This window comes from Plantactinospora sp. BB1 (genome assembly GCF_003030385.1).
In the GTDB taxonomy this organism is placed as follows: Bacteria; Actinomycetota; Actinomycetes; order Mycobacteriales; family Micromonosporaceae; genus Plantactinospora.
On the sequence record NZ_CP028159.1, the window covers coordinates 5,918,911 to 5,935,990 of the forward strand.

Annotated in this window: 14 protein-coding genes and 3 pseudogenes; 4 read left to right on the forward strand and 13 right to left on the reverse strand. The window is 74.5% G+C overall.

The genetic code is table 11. The annotated features are described in order from the left end of the window. Positions 1–43: 43 nt before the first annotated feature. The 5 genes from C6W10_RS25840 to trpC form a co-directional block, all read right to left on the reverse strand. Positions 44–1,243, reverse strand: a complete 1,200-nt coding sequence (locus C6W10_RS25840) for an NAD(P)/FAD-dependent oxidoreductase (protein WP_107261253.1) — start codon at positions 1,241–1,243, stop codon at positions 44–46. A gap of 17 nt (positions 1,244–1,260) precedes the next feature. Then, entirely contained in the window at positions 1,261–2,559 is a 1,299-nt protein-coding gene (gene lgt / locus C6W10_RS25845) for a prolipoprotein diacylglyceryl transferase (protein WP_107261255.1), read from the reverse strand. Positions 2,560–2,721: 162 nt separating this feature from the next. Next, positions 2,722–3,540 (reverse strand): tryptophan synthase subunit alpha, encoded by an 819-nt coding sequence (trpA, locus tag C6W10_RS25850; RefSeq protein ID WP_107264289.1) that lies wholly within the window; start codon positions 3,538–3,540, stop codon positions 2,722–2,724. 5 nt (positions 3,541–3,545) lie between these two features. Continuing rightward, positions 3,546–4,766, reverse strand: coding sequence for a tryptophan synthase subunit beta (gene trpB, locus C6W10_RS25855; RefSeq protein ID WP_107261257.1), 1,221 nt, complete (start codon positions 4,764–4,766; stop codon positions 3,546–3,548). A gap of 22 nt (positions 4,767–4,788) precedes the next feature. After that, complete coding sequence (gene trpC / locus C6W10_RS25860) at positions 4,789–5,592, reverse strand: indole-3-glycerol phosphate synthase TrpC (RefSeq protein WP_199853574.1); 804 nt, start codon at positions 5,590–5,592, stop codon at positions 4,789–4,791. A 411-nt stretch (positions 5,593–6,003) separates the two neighbouring features. Here trpC and C6W10_RS25865 point away from each other — a divergent pair. Next, positions 6,004–6,222 (forward strand): annotated as a pseudogene (locus tag C6W10_RS25865) (hypothetical protein); the annotation flags it as partial. Between the two features lie 142 nt (positions 6,223–6,364). Here C6W10_RS25865 and C6W10_RS25870 read toward each other — a convergent pair. The 5 genes and pseudogenes from C6W10_RS25870 to C6W10_RS25885 all read right to left on the reverse strand — a co-directional run bounded on the left by C6W10_RS25870 (position 6,365) and on the right by C6W10_RS25885 (position 11,092). Beyond that, positions 6,365–7,021 carry a Trp biosynthesis-associated membrane protein gene (locus C6W10_RS25870; RefSeq protein ID WP_107261261.1) on the reverse strand — a complete coding sequence of 219 codons (657 nt, stop codon included), beginning with the start codon at positions 7,019–7,021 and terminating at the stop codon, positions 6,365–6,367. Positions 7,022–7,035: 14 nt separating this feature from the next. After that, the gene (locus tag C6W10_RS25875) at positions 7,036–8,643 is read right to left on the reverse strand and encodes an anthranilate synthase component I (RefSeq protein ID WP_107261263.1); all 1,608 of its coding nucleotides are present in this window, start codon (positions 8,641–8,643) and stop codon (positions 7,036–7,038) included. Between the two features lie 22 nt (positions 8,644–8,665). Then, positions 8,666–9,097, reverse strand: a complete 432-nt coding sequence (gene hisI, locus C6W10_RS38770; RefSeq protein WP_234359669.1) for a phosphoribosyl-AMP cyclohydrolase — start codon at positions 9,095–9,097, stop codon at positions 8,666–8,668. A gap of 237 nt (positions 9,098–9,334) precedes the next feature. Continuing rightward, positions 9,335–10,021 (reverse strand): annotated as a pseudogene (locus C6W10_RS38775) (nucleotidyltransferase domain-containing protein); the annotation flags it as partial. Between the two features lie 69 nt (positions 10,022–10,090). Continuing rightward, entirely contained in the window at positions 10,091–11,092 is a 1,002-nt protein-coding gene (locus C6W10_RS25885) for an aldo/keto reductase (RefSeq protein ID WP_107261267.1), read from the reverse strand. Positions 11,093–11,285: 193 nt separating this feature from the next. Between C6W10_RS25885 and C6W10_RS25890 the strand changes: the two genes are divergently transcribed. From C6W10_RS25890 to C6W10_RS25900, 3 genes are all read left to right on the forward strand, one after another. Continuing rightward, on the forward strand, positions 11,286–12,047 hold the full coding sequence (locus tag C6W10_RS25890; RefSeq protein WP_107261269.1) for an ABC transporter ATP-binding protein: 762 nt from the start codon (positions 11,286–11,288) through the stop codon (positions 12,045–12,047). Next, positions 12,044–12,799 carry an ABC transporter permease gene (locus C6W10_RS25895; protein WP_107261271.1) on the forward strand — a complete coding sequence of 252 codons (756 nt, stop codon included), beginning with the start codon at positions 12,044–12,046 and terminating at the stop codon, positions 12,797–12,799. The genes C6W10_RS25890 and C6W10_RS25895 overlap by 4 nt, the downstream gene beginning before the upstream one ends. Before the next feature lie 73 nt (positions 12,800–12,872). After that, a complete protein-coding gene (locus C6W10_RS25900; protein ID WP_107261273.1) occupies positions 12,873–13,547 on the forward strand; it encodes a TetR family transcriptional regulator in 675 nt (224 codons plus the stop codon). A gap of 9 nt (positions 13,548–13,556) precedes the next feature. Here the strand turns inward: C6W10_RS25900 and C6W10_RS25905 are convergent, their stop codons facing one another. From C6W10_RS25905 to C6W10_RS39770, 3 genes and pseudogenes are all read right to left on the reverse strand, one after another. Next, positions 13,557–14,369 (reverse strand): DUF2470 domain-containing protein, encoded by an 813-nt coding sequence (locus C6W10_RS25905; RefSeq protein ID WP_234361431.1) that lies wholly within the window; start codon positions 14,367–14,369, stop codon positions 13,557–13,559. A 98-nt stretch (positions 14,370–14,467) separates the two neighbouring features. Beyond that, a complete protein-coding gene (locus C6W10_RS25910; RefSeq protein ID WP_107261275.1) occupies positions 14,468–16,258 on the reverse strand; it encodes an ABC transporter ATP-binding protein in 1,791 nt (596 codons plus the stop codon). Next, positions 16,255–17,034 (reverse strand): annotated as a pseudogene (locus C6W10_RS39770) (ABC transporter ATP-binding protein); the annotation flags it as partial. The pseudogene C6W10_RS39770 and the gene C6W10_RS25910, both read right to left, overlap by 4 nt. Positions 17,035–17,080: the final 46 nt, after the last annotated feature.

Here is a 17,080-nt window from a genome sequence, read left to right on the forward strand (position 1 = left end):
CGAAGATCTGCCGACGGTCGGCCGCCGGCCGACCCCCGGTCGATCACTCCGGTGGCCGCCACTGGGCCGCCACGCTCGCCGCGCTGCCCAGCAACCGGGGCGTGATGGTGCCGAGGGCGGCATCCCGGGCCCGCAGCGCCAGCCGCCCCCGGGCCTGCAACACCGCCGACATCCGCCGGGTCTGCCGGACCACGGTCACCGTCCGGGGCCGGCGCAGCCGGTTGTACGACTCGACCGCCTCGCGCAGCGGCGCACCCGGGATCGCCTCCCGGAGCACCGAACGCAGCGTCGCGGCGTCCTCCAGGGCGAGGCAGGCGCCCTGACCCAGGTGGTGCGGCATCGCGTGCGCGGAGTCGCCGATCAGCACCACCCCGCCGGTGCCGGCCGGGAAGCCGTACGCGCGGGGCAGCGGGCGCAGCTCGCGTACCTCCTGCTGGACCAGGTCCTCCGGTTCCGTGGCGGCGAGCAGCTCGCCGATCGGCGCCGGCCAGTTCGCGAACCAGCGGCGGAGCAGGGCGAGCTGGGTTGCCGGCGGCTCCGGCCGGGACGCCCCGGCCGCCGTCGCCACCCAGTAGATCCCGCCCCGGGTGGAGCCGCCGGAGGCGCCACGGTCGCCCAGCGAGGCCGCGACGAACCGGTAACCGGCGCCGAGCGTCTCGCCGTCCACCGGCCGGTCGGCCGGCAACTGGGGCGCCCGGTACCACGGGATGACGGCCCGCCACGCCGCGCAGCCGGAGCTGACCACGGTGGCCTCCGGCGCCAACCGGCGGCGGACCGCGCTGTCGATGCCGTCGGCGGCGACGACCAGGTCGGCCTCGTAGCTGGCGCGCCCGTCGCCGATCACCGGCCGGTCGCCGTCGCCGACCCGGACGGTCCGGACCTCGACGCCGGTGCGGATCTCCACCCGGTCGCCGAGGCCGGCGACCAGCGCGTCGTGCAGGTCCTCCCGGTGTACGACGACCGGCGCGCGTTCACCGAGCCCGGGGCGGGGCTGCACCAGCCAGTGCCCGTCGGGGCGCCGAACCCCGACGTCGGGCAGCGGCGTCGCGATCGCGGCCAGCCCCTCGCCGAGGCCGAGGGCGCGCAGCGCGCGTACCCCGTTGGGCCAGAGCACCAGCGCGGTGCGCTCGGCGCGTACCCGGTCGTCCCGCTCCAGCAGGGTCACCTGCCATCCGGAGCGGGCCAGTGCACCGGCGGTCGCCAGTCCGCCGATTCCGGCGCCCACCACCACGGCCGTACGCATCGGGCCGGCTCCCCCGCTCAACGGTCCCGGTCGGCGGTCCCCGGCGCGGCACCGGCGTCGGCGGGCTCGCCGTCCCGCGCGGCGGCCGGCTCTGCGGGGGCGGCCGACTCCACGGAGGTCTCGGACGATCCGGCCGGAGCCGGCGGCCGGGCCGCGCCGTCGCCCTCGGAGGCGTCGCGCCCCGAGTCGTCGTGTCCGGAGTCGTCGTGTCCGGAGTCGTCGCGCCCGGCCGGGTCCGCTCCGTCCGGCTCGGCCGCTCCGTCCGGCCCCTCGGCTCCGCCCGGCTCCTCGGCCGGCGGGACCTCCCCGGTGGACTGGAAGTGCCGGAACTGCTCCTCCGTCACCACCCGGTAGGCGCTCGGCGCACCGACCGCGGCCGGCTCCCGGGAGACGTCGACCTGCGAGACGTCGCTGGTGGCGGCGTCGCCCGCGCCGAGCGGGGCGGGCACGCCGCCGACCGGCACGAGGTACTCCTGCGGCCCCCGGACCCGGAGGAAGTAGACCAGCGCGCCGAGGAAGACCAGGACGGCGGTCCAGACGTTGAGCCGGGTGCCGAGGATCTCGGTCGCCGCGTCGGTACGCATCATCTCGATCCAGAACCGGCCGGCGGTGTAACCCATCACGTAGAGCGCGAACGCCCGGCCCCGGCCGAGCTTGAGTCGCCGGTCGAGCAGCAGGACCAGGCCGGCGACGCCGACGTTCCAGAGCGCCTCGTAGAGGAAGGTCGGGTGGAAGAGCCCGGGTTCGAGGATCGGGTTGCCGCTGTCGTCGCGGAGCGCGTGCCCGGGATTGGTCGGGTCCATCCGGTGGATCTCCAGGCCCCACGGCAGCGAGGTCTGCCCGCCGAACAGCTCGTTGTTGAACCAGTTGCCGATCCGGCCGACGGCCTGGGCCAGCGGCATGCCCGGGGCGAGCGCGTCGGCGACCACGGTCAGCGGCAGGCCGAGCTGCCGCGCGGCGAGCCAGGCACCGACGGCGCCGCCCGCGACGGCACCCCAGATGCCGAGCCCGCCCTCCCAGATGTAGAGGGCCCTGACCGGCTCACCGCCCTCGCCGAAGTAGGAGCCGGGTGAGGTGATCACGTGGTAGATCCGGGCGCCGACGATGCCGAACGGCACCGCCCAGACGGCGATGTCCAGCACCGCCCAGGGGGCGACGCCACGGCGGCGCAGTCGCAGCTCGGTCACCACGCAGGCGACCACGATCCCGAGCACGATGCAGAGTGCGTACGCCCGGATCGGCACCGGCCCGAGCTGCCACACGGCGGTGGCGGGGCTCGGCAGGGCCGCCTGAGGAGAGAGCGAGGCGAGGGTCACGGGTGCACAGGCTACCGTCGCTACCCCTGCCGGCGGCACCCCGGTCCGGTTGCGTACCCCGGGCGATTCCCGCCTGCTTCGTCCCGACAGGTACGACGAACTGCCCCGTCGTCCTTTTTCGCGGTGAACTCCGCCGGCTTCCGGACCGCGCGGATCACCCCGTCAGCGTCGGACGGCGCGGACGCCCTCGGCGAGTTCGGCGCTGAGCCGGCCCAGCTCGGCCAGCCCGGCCGCCTCGTCGGGAGCGTCCAGCACGCAGCGGACCAGGGCGCTGCCCACGATCACGCCGTCGGCGTACCGGCCGATCTCGGCGGCCTGATCGCCGGTGCTGACGCCGAGCCCCACCCCGACCGGCAGGGCGCTGATCGCCCGGACCCGGCCGACCAGGGTCGGTGCGGCGTCCGAGGTCTTCTCCCGGGCGCCGGTCACCCCCATCAGGGCGGTGGCGTAGACGAAGCCCCGGCAGTGTTCGAGGGTCATCGACAGCCGTCGGTCGGTCGAGGAGGGCGCGACCAGGAACGTCCGGTCCAGCCCGTACGCGTCGGAGGCGGCCAGCCACTCGCCGGCCTCCTCCGGGATCAGGTCCGGGGTGATCAGGCCGGTGCCCCCGGCGGCGGCGAGGTCCCGGGCGAAGGCGTCTACGCCGTAGCGCTCGATCGGGTTCCAGTAGGTCATGGTGACCACCGGGGCCCCGGTCGCGGCGACCGCCTCGATGATCCGCAACGCGTCGCGGGTGCGTACCCCGCCGGCCAGCGCGATGTCGCTGGCCCGCTGGATGACCGGACCGTCCATCACCGGGTCGGAGTAGGGGATCTCCAGCTCGACCACGTCGACCCCGGCGTCGACCATCGCCCGCATCGCGGCGATGCTGCCGTCCACGGTCGGGAAGCCGGCCGGCATGCAGCCGACCAGCAGCGCCCGCCCCTCGGCCCGGGCCTTCTCGAAGGCGACCCCGATGCCCCGCTCGGCCGTGGTGGCCATCTCGCTCACCCCTGGTCCCCGTCGAGGATGCCGAAGTACTCCCCGGCGGTGTGCACGTCCTTGTCGCCCCGGCCGGAGAGGTTGACCACGATGGTGGGCTCGCGGCCCAGCTCGGCGGTGAGCTCAGGGATGATCTTGAGCGTACCGGCGAGCGCGTGGGAACTCTCGATCGCCGGGATGATCCCCTCGGTCCGGCAGAGCAGCTGGAACGCCTCCATCGCCTCCGCGTCGGTGACCGGCGCGTACCGGGCCCGCCCCGCGTCGTTGAGCCAGGCGTGTTCCGGCCCGACACCGGGATAGTCCAGCCCGGCCGAGATCGAGTGCGACTCGACCGTCTGCCCGTCGGCGTCCTGGAGCACGTAGGTGCGGGTGCCGTGCAGTACCCCCGAGGAGCCGCCGGTGATGCTCGCCGCGTGCCGCCCGGTCTCGACCCCGTCGCCGCCGGCCTCGAAGCCGTAGAGCCGCACGTCGGCGTCGGGCACGAAGGCGTGGAAGATGCCGAGCGCGTTGGAGCCGCCGCCGACGCAGGCGGTCACCGCGTCCGGCAGCGCCCCGGTCAGCTCCAGGCACTGCTGCCGGGCCTCCACCCCGATGCCCCGGACGAACTGGCGGACCATCGCCGGGAACGGGTGCGGGCCGGCGGTGGTGCCGATCAGGTAGTGCGTCCGGTCGACATTGGCCACCCAGTCCCGCATCGCCTCGTTCATCGCGTCCTTGAGGGTGCGCGAGCCGGCGGTCACCGGGACGACGGTGGCACCGAGCATCCGCATCCGGGCGACGTTGAGGGCCTGCCGCTGGGTGTCCACCTCACCCATGTAGACCACGCACTCGAGGTCCAGGTACGCCGCCGCGGTCGCGCTGGCGACCCCGTGCTGGCCGGCACCGGTCTCGGCGATCACCCGGGGCTTGCCCATCCGCTTGGTGAGCAGCGCCTGGCCGAGCACGTTGCGGACCTTGTGCGCGCCGGTGTGGTTGAGGTCCTCCCGCTTGAGCAGCACCCGCGCCCCGACCCGGGCGGAGAGCCGCTCGGCCCGGTAGAGCAGCGACGGGATGTTGGCGTACTCGCGCAGCAGCCGGGTGAACTCGGCGGTGAACGAGTCGTCGGCGAGCGCCTCCCGGTACGCCGTGTCGAGTTCGTCGAGCGCGGCGACCAGCGCCTCCGGGACGAACCGGCCGCCGTACGGGCCGAAGTGCCCGGCGAGGTCGGGCAGGGTGGGTGCGCTCATGCCGGCTCTCCGCTTCGCTGGCTCATCGGACCGGCCGGGGGGTCGCCGGGTGGTTGCCGGCGTTCACCAGTTCGGCCACCGCCTCGCGGGGACTCTTCTGGGTGACCAGCCCCTCGCCGACGAGTACGGCGTCGGCGCCGGCCGAGGCGTACCGGATCAGGTCGTGCGGGCCGCGTACCCCGGACTCGGCGATCTTGACGACGTTGTTCGGCAGGCCCGGGGCGATCCGCTCGAAGACCGACCGGTCGACCTCCAGGGTGCGCAGGTTGCGGGCGTTCACCCCGATCACCCGGGCACCCGCCTCCAGGGCGCGGTCCGCCTCCTCCTCGTCGTGCACCTCGACCAGCGCGGTCATCCCGAGCGACTCGATCCGCTCCAGGAGGCCGACCAGCACGTTCTGTTCCAGCGCGGCGACGATCAGCAGGACCAGGTCGGCGCCGTGCGCCCGCGCCTCGTGCACCTGATAGCTGGAGACGACGAAGTCCTTGCGGAGCACGGGGATGTCCACCGCGGTCCGGACCGCCGCCAGGTCCTCCAGCGACCCGCCGAACCAGCGCCCCTCGGTGAGCACGCTGATGCAGCGCGCCCCACCGGCGGCATAGTCACCGGCCAGGTCGGCCGGGTCGGCGATCTCGGCGAGCTGACCCTTGGACGGCGACGAGCGCTTCACCTCGGCGATCACTCCGACGCCTGGGCGGCGCAGTGCCGCGTACGCGTCCCGGGGTGGCGCGGCCGCCGCCGCGAGTTCCTTGATCTGCTCCAGCGGCACCTGTTCCTGCCGCCGTGCGACGTCCTCGCGGACTCCGGCGAGGATCTCGTCGAGCACGTTGGCGGACGTGGCCGATCCGGCTTCGTCTCCCGCCGCGTGCGGATGCTCAGCAGTCACCAACGGACTCCCCTCTCCGGGTGTCATGGGCCGATGCTAGGCGTCGCCACGGGGCGGACGCCCTCGGGGGTATGGCGTGCTTCACGAGATGGGCTGCGGCATAATGGCCGACCCTGTGAGCGGGCTATCACGCTGCGCCATCGCGGCGAACCGGGGCCCGTCCGGCTGTGACCGAGATCAAGGAAGCGACGCCCGGCACCGGAGGTTGTCCCGGATGGTGGGCCGGTACCCGGACGAACCGTTGATCCGGGGGTGACCGACCGGAAACACCGGATGGGCACCATCAACGTCGGGCACACTGGTCGCGGGACCGCCGCCGACCAGCCGGATCGATTTCGTGCGGGGAAGACCATGAGCGCTGCGAAGCCTGACTCGACCATCGACCTGACCAGCATTCCCCGGGCCGTGCTCTCCGTCGCGGTCGGCATGGTGCACAGCGTCGAGCGGGCGGTGATCGGCGACGCCCGGATCCGGACCGCCCGGGGCAACGCCTGGGAGGCGATCTGCGCGGACCGGGAGCGGGCGATGCGCCGGGACGAGATCCGGGCCCTGGTGGCGGCGCTCGCCGCCGCGCCGCCGGTCGTGCCCGCGACCGTCGCCGCCCCGGCTCGGCCGGCCACCGGAGAGGTCGCCGCCGGCACGCCGGCACCCGCCCCGACCACCGGCCGGGCCGCCGCCGCGTCCCGGGGCTCGACCGTCGCGCGCCAGCCGGTCAGCTGACCGTCGGATCCTCACCCCGGTCCAGCGCGTCCCAGGCGGCCGTCGTGCGCCGGGCGTCCACCCGGCCGTCGGGGGCGGCCACCGCACTCCCCCGGCCCGCCCCGGCCGGCCGGGCCCGCTCGTAGCGGGCACCCATCACCGGCCACCCCGCGCCCCGCACGGCCGTGAAGCCGCCGGCCGCACCGGCCAGCAGGCCACCCAGCACGCAGAGCAGCGGCCAGCCGACACTGACCTCGCCGCCGGTGCCGAACCCGGCGTAGCCGGCACCGACCGCCACCCCGACGCCGAGCAGCGCCAGCACCGCGCCGACCAGCCGGCGTCCGATCCCCCGGGTGCCGAGCACCGCTCCGGCGGCGGCCAGCCCGACCAGGGCCAGCGCCGGTAGCCAGGGCAGCAGGTCACCGCCGGTCCGGGTCACCCGTCCGGGCGGCAGCGGGGCCGGGCGGGCGGTCAGTTCGACCGACCAGGTCCGGGTCGCCGCGAAGACCGCGAGGCCGGCGCCGAGCAGGCAGAGCAGCACCGCGTACGCCAACTCCCGTCGCCCCGCCGCCCGTGCCCCGCCGGCCGGTGCCGCCCCGGGACCCGGGGACGCGTCGGCGTCGGGTGGCGCCGGGGCCGGTCCCTCGGCGGGTACCGGAGTGGCGCCCATCGGTCGCTCGGGTTTCATCGGGCCGGCCGGAGCGTTTCCGCCGCCGCGATCGCGGCGAGTACCGCAGCCGCCTTGCTCCGGGTCTCCCGGTCCTCGGCGGCCGGGTCGGAGTCGGCGACGATCCCGGCACCGGCCTGCACGTACGCCCGGCCACGGCGGATCAGCGCGGTCCGGATCGCGATCGCCATGTCCAGGTCGCCACCGAAGCCGAAGTAGCCGACCGTGCCGCCGTACAGGCCGCGACGGGTCGGCTCCAGCTCCTCGATGATCTCCATCGCGCGCACCTTCGGGGCGCCGGAGAGGGTACCGGCCGGGAAGGTGGCGGCGAGCGCGTCGAACGCCGTCCGGTCCTCCCGCAGCGTCCCGACCACGGTGGAGACGATGTGCATGACGTGGCTGTACCGCTCGATGGTGGCGAACTCCGGCACCTCGACCGTGCCCGGCCGGCAGACCCGACCCAGGTCGTTGCGGCCCAGGTCGACCAGCATCACGTGCTCGGCCCGCTCCTTCGGGTCGGCGAGCAGCTCGGCGGCGAGCCGGCCGTCGTCGGCCGGGCTGCCGCCCCGGGGCCGGGTGCCGGCGATCGGGTGCAGCATCGCCCGGCGCTGGCCGTCCGCGCCGGTGCTCACCTTCAGGTGCGCCTCCGGGGACGACCCGACGATGTCGAAGTCGTCGAAGCGGAGCAGGTACATGTACGGGCTCGGGTTGGTGGCCCGGAGCACCCGGTAGACGTCCAGCGGATCGGCCCGGGTCTCCCGCTCGAAGCGCTGGGCCAGCACGATCTGGAAGCACTCGCCGGCCCGGATCGCCTCCTTGGCCACCTCGACCGCCTTCGGGTACTCCCCGTCGGCGGTCCGGCTGAACACCTCGCCCGGGGAGGGCCGGTCGACGGTGGCGATCATCGGCGGGATCGGCCGGGACAGCGCGGTGGTCATCGCGTCCAGTCGGCCGACCGCCTGGTGGTACGCCGCCGTCACCTGGGCCGCCCACTCCGGGTCCTCCCCGCCGGCACCGGCCGCCGGACCGCCGGCCGTGCCGTCCGGTGGTGCCGGCAGCAGGGCGTTCGCCACCAGGATCGCCGAGCCGTCGAAGTGGTCCAGCACGACCAGGTCGGTGGCGAGCATCATGCCCAGCTCGGGCAGGCGCAGGTCGTCCTCGGTCAGCGACGGCAGCCGCTCGAACCGGCGTACGACGTCGTAGCCGAGGTAGCCGACCATGCCGCCGAGCAGGGGTGGCATGGGGCCCTGCCCGGCTCCGACCGGGTCGGCGGCCGGGCCGGTCAGTGCCGCCACGGTGGCCCGGAGCACCGCCATCGGGTCGCCACCGGTCGGCAGCCCGGCGGGGGGCGTGCCGAGCCAGTGCGCCTGGCCGCCCCGCTCGACCAGGGTGGCGGCGCTGCGTACCCCGACGAAGGAGTAGCGCGACCAGGCGATCCCGGCTGCGCCGGCACCCTGCTCCGCCGACTCCAGCAGGAAGGTCCCCGGGCCGCCGGCCAGCTTGCGGTAGACCCCGACCGGGGTCTCCCCGTCGGCGAGCAGTCGCCGGACCACCGGCACCACCCGCCGGGTCCGGGCCAGCTCGCGGAAGGTCGCCTCGTCCGGGCTCACCGCTCCGGTGGTCATCGGGTCACCGCCCCAGCCTCGGTCATGTCGCCGGTCCGGCGGAGGTCGCCCCGGTGACCGGCAGTTCGTCGGAGAAGCAGGTCCAGCTTCCGGTGTGGCAGGCCGCACCGACCTGGTCGACGCTGACCAGCAGGGCGTCGCCGTCGCAGTCCAGCGCCACCGAGCGGACGTACTGGTGGTGGCCGGAGGTGTCGCCCTTGACCCAGTATTCCCGCCGGCTGCGCGACCAGTAGGTGGCCCGGCCGGTGGTGAGGGTGCGGTGCAGCGCCTCGTCGTCCATCCAGGCGACCATCAGCACGTCGCCGGTGTCGTGCGCCCGGACCACGGCGGTGACCAGTCCGTCGGGGTTGCGGCGCAGGCGCGTGGCGATCGCCGGGTCGAGGGCCGAGGGTCGCGCGGGGCCGCCGCGCGCCGGCCCGGGCGCGGTCGCCGGGGAGAGATCGGGTACGGGCATAGTTCCCGATTGTTTCGCACGCGGCGCCGGAACTGTCGACCCGTCCCCGCTGCCCCCCGCCGAAGTGGCCCGCGCCACGCCGCCCGGGGTGCCGTCCGTCCCCGGTGGGGTGGGCGTCCCGGTCGGGTCCGGGCGGACGAGTTGGTCGACGTAGCGGTCGAGCCGGCCGTCGCGCAGGGCGGCGGCGAGATCCGGCCCGACCACCCCGGCCAGCTCCTCGGCGTACGGGCGGGCCAGTGCCACCGTGCCGGCCACCAGGCGGTGCGCGGCGGAGTGCAGCCGGGGCAGGGTGTCGGGGCGCAGCCCGAGGCAGCTGAGCATGTCGTCGCGGTAGCGCTCCGGTGCGACCGGCAGGTCCAGCGCGGCGGCCAGCGCGTCTCGCCGGCTGGCCACCGTGACCGTCGGGTTGGCGAGCCGGAGCACCGAGGGGCAGCGCCGGGCCAGTTCGGCGGCGGCGAGCCGGGCCTCGTACTCGGCACCGCTGGCGCAGGCGCCGCCGACCTTGCCGAGCGCGGCGACGAGTTCCTCCAGATCCGGCTCGGCGGGGCGCTGGCGGATCTCGGTGACGTCGACGGAGGACCGCCATGCGCCGTGTGCCCAGAGTAACCGTGCGGGCGCGACGACCGGCAGTCCGAAGGACCATTCGGCGGGCCGGTCGAGCCGTTCGAGCCAGGATTCGACGTCCCGTACGGCGACCGACAGGTGGGTCAGCCGGTCGCCGGTCTCCACGAGGAAGGCCGGGTACGCGGCGTACGGTCCCCCGCTGACCAGGACATCGATGTCCACGTCGCTGTACGGGGTGGCGGCGCCCCGGGCATAGCTGCCGCGCAGCAGCACCCCGACGACGGGCGGGCCGGGCAGCCGGCGCAGCCGGTCCGTCCAGTCGTCGAGGAACCCGAGTTGCCGTAACGGACCGTGATCCACGGCGTCATCGTGCCGCAGGTCCGATCATGACGCAACGCCCGATCATGCTTCGCCTGGGCGTTTCGTCCGTTATCTGCCGATAAATCGCATTGACTGCTCCGGATAGCGCTCGCCGGCCGCCGCCCCGACGGGTATCGCGGCGGAGAGCTGGGCCACCTGCTCGCCGGTGAGCCGCAGGTCGACGGCGGCGGCGTTCTCCTCCAGGTAACCGACCCGCTTGGTGCCGGGGATCGGCAGGATGTCGTCGCCCTGGGCGAGCAGCCAGGCCAGTGCCGCCTGGGCCGGCGTACAGCCGATCTCGGCGGCCACCGCCCGGACCCGGTCGACCAGTTCCAGGTTGGTGTCGAGGTTCTCCTCGGCGAACCGGGGCGCCCGGCTGCGGAAGTCCTCGGCGCCGAGCTGTTCCCGGCTGTTGATCGTCCCGGTCAGCAGCCCCCGGCCCATCGGCGAGTACGCCACCAGCGCCACGCCGAGGTCCCGGCAGGTCGCCAGCATCTCCCGCTCGACGTCCCGGCTGAACAGCGAGTACTCCATCTGCACCGCCGCCACCGGATGCACGGCGTGCGCGGCCCGCAGCGTCGCCGGGCTCACCTCGGAGAGCCCGATGAACCGCACCTTGCCGTCCACCACCAGCTCGGCCATCGCCCCGACGGTCTCCTCGATCGGGGTCTCCGGGTTGCGCCGGTGCAGGTAGTAGAGGTCGATGGTGTCGACACCGAGCCGGGCCAGCGAGGCGTCGCACGCCTGGTGGGCCCACGCCCCGGAGCTGTCGACGTACGCCCCCGGGGAGGCGGTGGTGCTCCCCTCGCCGGTGAACCGGTTGCCGAACTTGGTGGCCAGGAAGACCTCGTCGCGGCGCTTGCGCAGCACCGGGCCGAGCAGTTCCTCGTTGTGCCCCCGCCCGTACATGTCGGCGGTGTCCAGGTGGTTGATCCCGAGGTCGAGGGCGCGGTGCAGGGTCCGGGTCGACTCCTCGTCGTCCCGGGTCCCGTACGCCATGCTCATCCCCATACAGCCGAGCCCGATGGCCGAGACCTCCGGTCCGATGGCACCGATCCTGCGCTTGTGCATCGCTTCCGCTCCGTCCGCCGTACGTTCCGCCCTGCCCGGTCCAGGTTTCCACCGCACCGCGGGGCGGGTCATCCGGGACCGGTACCCGCTCCCCGCCGGTCGGAAAACCGGCCGGCCCGATCGACGATTGTCCGCCGGCAAGATTTCATCTAGCGTTGATTTCAACACTTGATGAGTTTTGCAGGGAGGCATCATGGAGACCGCGATCGAGGTCCGCGACCTCGTCGTGACGCGCGGGAAACGGCAGGTCCTGCACGGGATCGGCTGCACCGTCCCGCGCGGGAGCGTCACCGGGCTACTCGGCCCGAGCGGCAGCGGCAAGACCACGCTGCTGCGGGCCATCGTCGGCGTGCAGATCGTGTCCGGCGGCACCGTCACCGTGCTCGGCGAGCCGGCCGGAGCCCGTGGCCTGCGGCGACGCCTCGGATATCTGACCCAGGCACCGAGCGTCTATCCGGACCTGACCGTCCGGGAGAACACCCGCTACTTCGGCCGGCTGCACGGCGTCGGCCGGTCCGACGCCGACCGGGCGATCGCCGACGTCGGCCTGGCCGACGCGGCCGACCAGCTCGTCGGCACCCTCTCCGGCGGCCAGCGCAGCCGGGCCTCGCTGGCCTGTGCCCTGGTCGGCCGCCCCGAGGTGGTGATCCTCGACGAGCCGACGGTCGGGCAGGACCCGGTGCTCCGGGCCGAGCTGTGGCAGCGGTTCCACGCGATGGCCGCCGAGGGGACCACGCTGCTGGTCTCCAGCCACGTGATGGACGAGGCGGCCCGGTGCGACCGGCTGCTGCTGATCCGGGAGGGCCGGCTGATCGCCGACGACACCGTCCCGGCGGTACGCGCGGCGGCCGGCACCGACGACCTGGAGGAGGCGTTCCTGCGGCTGATCCGGGCGAACGAGCTGGCCGACGGGGACCGGTTGGCCGGCAGCGGCGATCGGAGGGCGGGACGGTGAACCTGCGGATCCTCGCCGTCACCACCGGTCGCATCCTGCGCCAACTGCGACACGACCGGCGTACCGTCGCGATGCTGCTGGTGGTGCCGGTGGTGCTGCTCACCCTGCTCTACCACATGTTCGGCGACCAGCCGGCGCCGCCGGGACAGCCGGCCGTCTTCGACCGGATCGCCCTGGTCATGCTCGGCGTCTTCCCGTTCGTGATCATGTTCCTGGTCACCAGCATCGCCATGTTGCGCGAGCGCACCTCCGGCACGCTGGAACGGCTGCTCACCACCCCGCTGGGCAAACTCGACCTGCTCTTCGGCTACGGCCTCGCGTTCGGACTGGCCGCCGCGGTCCAGGCCGGTGTCGCGGCCGGCGCGGCGTACTGGCTCTTCGACCTCTCCACCGCCGGCAACCCCGGGCTGGTGGTGCTGATCGCGGTGGTCAACGCCGTACTCGGGGTCGCGCTGGGGCTCTTCTGCAGCGCCTTCGCCCAGACCGAGTTCCAGGCCGTACAGTTCATGCCGGTCGTGGTGATCCCGCAGATCCTGCTCTGCGGCCTGTTCGTCGCCCGCGACCAGATGGCCGGCTGGCTACAGGTGATCAGCGACGCGCTGCCCCTGTCGTACGCGGTCGAGGCGCTACAGGAGGTCGGCGCGCACGCCGAGCCGACCGGCACGATGTGGCGGGACGTGGCGGTGGTGGCCGCGGCGGTGGTGGTCGCTCTGGTGCTCGCGGCGGCCACGCTTCGGCGGCGTACCGGCTGAGGCGTCCGGCACCGGTCGGCGCCCACTGCGGGAGGCGCCGACCGGTGCCGGAGGAACGAGCACGAGGACGGCGATGGCACGACGGAGCGGACGGCGACCGGGCAACCCCGACACCCGGGAGAGCATCCTGAGAGCCGCCCGGGAGGCGTTCGCCGAACGCGGTTTCGACCACACCTCGATCCGGGCCATCGCGACCGCCGCCGGAGTCGACCCGGCGCTGGTCCACCACTACTTCGGCACCAAGGACCAGCTCTTCCTCGCCACCATCGACATCCCGTTCGACCCGCAGGAGCTGCTGCCGCAGATCGCCGCCGGTGGGCTCGACGGGATCGGCGAACGGCTGGTCCGGACGTTCCTGCGGGTCTGGGACTCCCCCGCCGGCACCGCCGGGGTCGCGCTGTTCCGGTCCGCGATGAACAACGAGTGGACCGCCCGGCTGCTCCGGGAGTTCCTGGAGACCCAGGTGCTGCGCCGGGCGACCGGGCTGCTCGAGATCGACCCGGCCGAGGCACCGCTGCGCTCGTCGCTGGTCGCCACCCAGATGGCCGGCATGGTCATCGTCCGGTACATCCTGCGGCTGGAGCCGCTCGCCTCGGCGCCGCCGGACGTCGTGGTCGCGGCGGTGGGGCCGACCATCCAGCGTTATCTGACCGGGGACGTCACCCGGCTCACCGCCCGGCCGGCGGATCCGGGCTCGCCGGGCGGACCGCGCCCCGGCACGCCGGGCGGGACGCGGCAGGACGGCTGACCCGCAGGGCTAGCGGTCGGACCAGACCTGGCCGGGGGTGCTGCCGAGCGGCCACTCCCGATCCGGGCGCTGTGCCTGGTGCCGCCGCCGGCAGAGCACGGGATGCAGCAGCTCGGCCAGCTCCGCCTGGCCGGTCAGCGGGCGGGGGAAGGCGAGCCGGGCCCGGCAGCGGGTACCGCGTCCGCCGAGGGCCACCACCATGCCGTACCGGTCGAGCCGGACCACCCGGGGCGGCGGCTCGTCCGCCCCGCCCGGCGGTACGAGGTCGCCGAGCTGGCGCCGGAGGAAGGCGGCGATCTCCGGCCCGTGGTGGTCCGCGAGGTCGGCGAGGAGGTCCCGTTCCAGCGGGTGCAGCGGGTCCGGCTCGGCGGCGGCGTACTCGGCCGGCTCGACGTGTCGCACGGTGCCGGCACGTTCGAGCCGGATCTCGGCCGGCTCGAACCGGTGCAGCGTGAAGCCCCGGCCGACGTCCAGCAGGTCTCCGGTCGGCACCACCTCGGCGAAGTCGATGGCGGCCTGCCGCGCCTCGACCCCGGTCAGCGGCTCCGGCCAGCCGGAGATCCAGACCCGGCCGAGCGGGGGCGCCCCGGCGGCCGGCGGCAGGTCGCGGACGTCGAGCACCAGTGCGGTGCCCCGGCCGCTCCTGCCGGGCCGGAGTGCGGCGGCCAGGTCGCTGACGATCGAGACGAGCAGCAGGATCCGGCCGGACGGGTCGGTGGCGTGCCGGACCTGGTGCGGTCCGGGCCGGTAGGCGACCTGGGCGGTGCCGGCGAGCCGACCGGCGGCCAGGGTACGGGCCACCTCCGCGGAGCTGGGCTGCATGACGTCGACCTCCGGCGGAGTTAGCCTGTCCTTAGTAAGGGGAGGCTAACCTATCGGACGGTCGGCGTCCATCTCACCGCCGGCACCGTTCGCCGCCGCTACCGGGTCTGCTCCAACCAGGAGGCATAGAGCAGGCCGTAGACCGACTGCGGGTCGCTGACCAGCTCCTCGTGCGGACCCCGCTGCACGATCCGGCCCCGGTCCACCACGATCACCTCGTCGGCCGCCTGCGCGGTGGAGAGCCGGTGCGCGATCGCCACCGTGGTCCGGCCCCGGGTCACCGCGTCCAGGGTGCGTTGCAGGCGTACCTCGGTCGCCGGGTCGACCGCGCTGGTCGCCTCGTCCAGCACCAGCAGGTCCGGGTCGGCCACGTACGCCCGGGCCAGCGCGACCAACTGCCGCTCGCCCACGCTGAGCGCCTCGCCGCGCTCACCCACCGGCGTCGCCAGCCCGAGCGGCAGCCCCTCCACCCAGTCGCCGAGACCGAGTTCGGTGAAGGCCGACGCCAGCTCCTCGTCGGTCAGCTCCGGCCGGCCGAACCGGACGTTCTCCGCCACCGTGGAGTCGAAGAGGAAGCCGTCCTGCGGCACCATCACCACCCGGGAGCGCAGCGAACCGAACCGGACCCGGTCCAGCGGCACCCCGGAGAGCAGCACCGCCCCGCCGGACGGGTCCATCAGCCGGGTCAGCAGCTTCGCGAAGGTGGTCTTGCCGCTGCCGGTCTCGCCGACCACCGCCACCCGGGTCTTCGCCGGGATGTCCACGTTGACGTCGACCAGCACCGGCGGGCCGCCCGGATAGTGGTATTCGACGTCGGCGAAGCGGATGTCGATCGGCCCGGCCGGCAGGTCGACGCCCTGCTCCCCCGGGTCCGCCACGTCCGGCGCCACGTCGAGTACGTCCAGCACCCGCCGCCAGCCCGCCACCGCGTTCTGCGCCTCGTTGAGCACCTCGGTCGCGATCTGCACCGGCTGGATGAAGAGGGTGACCAGGAAGAGGAAGGCGGTCAGCTCGCCGATGCCGAGCGAACCGTCGACACCCAGCTTGACGCCGAGCACCACCACCCCGGCCAGGGCCAGCCCGGCGGCGATCTCGCCGGTCGAGAAGCTGATCACGCTGGTCCGGATCGCCCGCTGCTGCGCCCGGCGCTGCGCCTCGATGGTCCGGTCCAGCCGCTCGGCCGTCCGGCCGGAGACCCCGTACGCCCGGATCACCGGCGCGCCCACCACGCTCTCCGAGACCGCCGCCAGCATCGCGCCGAGCCGCTGCCGGACCACCCCGTACGCGGCGGCGAGCCGCTTCTGGAAGACCCGGATCACCGCCACGGCGGGGACGAACGCGGCGAACACCACCAGGGTCAACTGCCAGGAGTAGACCGCCATCACCACCGTGGTCACCACCACCTGACCGAGGTTGATCAGGAGGATCACCCCGCCCCACTGGAGGAACTGGGTGATCTGGTCCACGTCGCTGGTGACCCGGGAGACCAGCGAGCCGCGCCGCTCCGCCTGCTGGTGCAGCGTCGACAGGTCGTGCACGTGCCGGAAGGCCCGCACCCGCACCCCGGCCAGCGCCGTCTCGCTGACCGTGAAGAGCCGGCGCATCATCAGATAGCCGCAGATGGTGGTCACCACCAGCACCGCCGCGGTCGCCGCGACCACGATGCCGACCACCCCGATGTCCGGCCCGCCCGGTGCGCGCAGCCCCCGGTCGATGCCCTGCTGGATCGCCACCGGCACGGCGGCCCGGCCGACCATCGAGACCAGGGCCAGCGCGAGGGTGCCGGCGAGTCCGGTACGCAGTTCCGGGGAGAGTGCCAGCCCTCGCCGGAACGTCCCCCAGGCGCTCTCCGCCCGCTCCGGTACCGCCCCGGCCGTGGTCGTACTCACGCGTCCACCTCTTCGCCCCGGCGGGTCGCCGGATCCTCGTACGCCCGCTCGCGTTCCCGCTCCGCCTCGGCCCGCTCGTACGCGGTGACCAGCGCCGCGTAGCCGGGCGTGGTACGCAGCAGCGTGGCGTGGGTGCCCCGGCCGACCACCCGGCCGTGCTCGACGTAGACCACCTCGTCGGCGAGCGCGATCGTCGCCCGCCGGTACGCCACCACCAGGATCGACGCCCCCGGTCCCGGCGGGCCGTCGGCGTCGGTCGACCCGGACCGCCCGCCGCGCAGCGCGGCCAGGATCGCCGCCTCCACCCTCGGGTCGACCGCGCTGGTGGCGTCGTCCAGCACCAGCAGCCGGGGCCGGCCGGCCAGCGCCCGGGCCAGGGTGAGTCGCTGCCGCTGGCCGCCGGAGAGCGCCGCGCCGCGCTCGCCGACCAGGGTGTCCAGGGCCTCGGGCAGCGCCGCCACGAAGCCGTCCGCCTCGGCCAGCCGCAGCGCCGCCCAGACGTCGTCGTCGGTGATGCCGTCCCGGCCGAGGGTGATGTTCTCCCGGATGGTGTCGTCGAAGACGAACGGCACCTGGGCGACCAGCGCGGTGTTGCCGGCGAGCGAGGCGGCGGTGAGGGAGCGCAGGTCGACCCCGTCCAGGGTCACCGTGCCGGCGTCCGGGTCGACCAGCCGTACCGCGAGGGAGACGATCGTCGACTTGCCGGAGCCGGTGGGCCCGACCAGCGCGACGGTGCGGCCGGCCGGAACGGTGAACGAGACGTCGTGCAGCACCGGTACCGGCCCGGCCGGCGTCGGCTCGGCGGGTGCCGGTCCGGTCGGC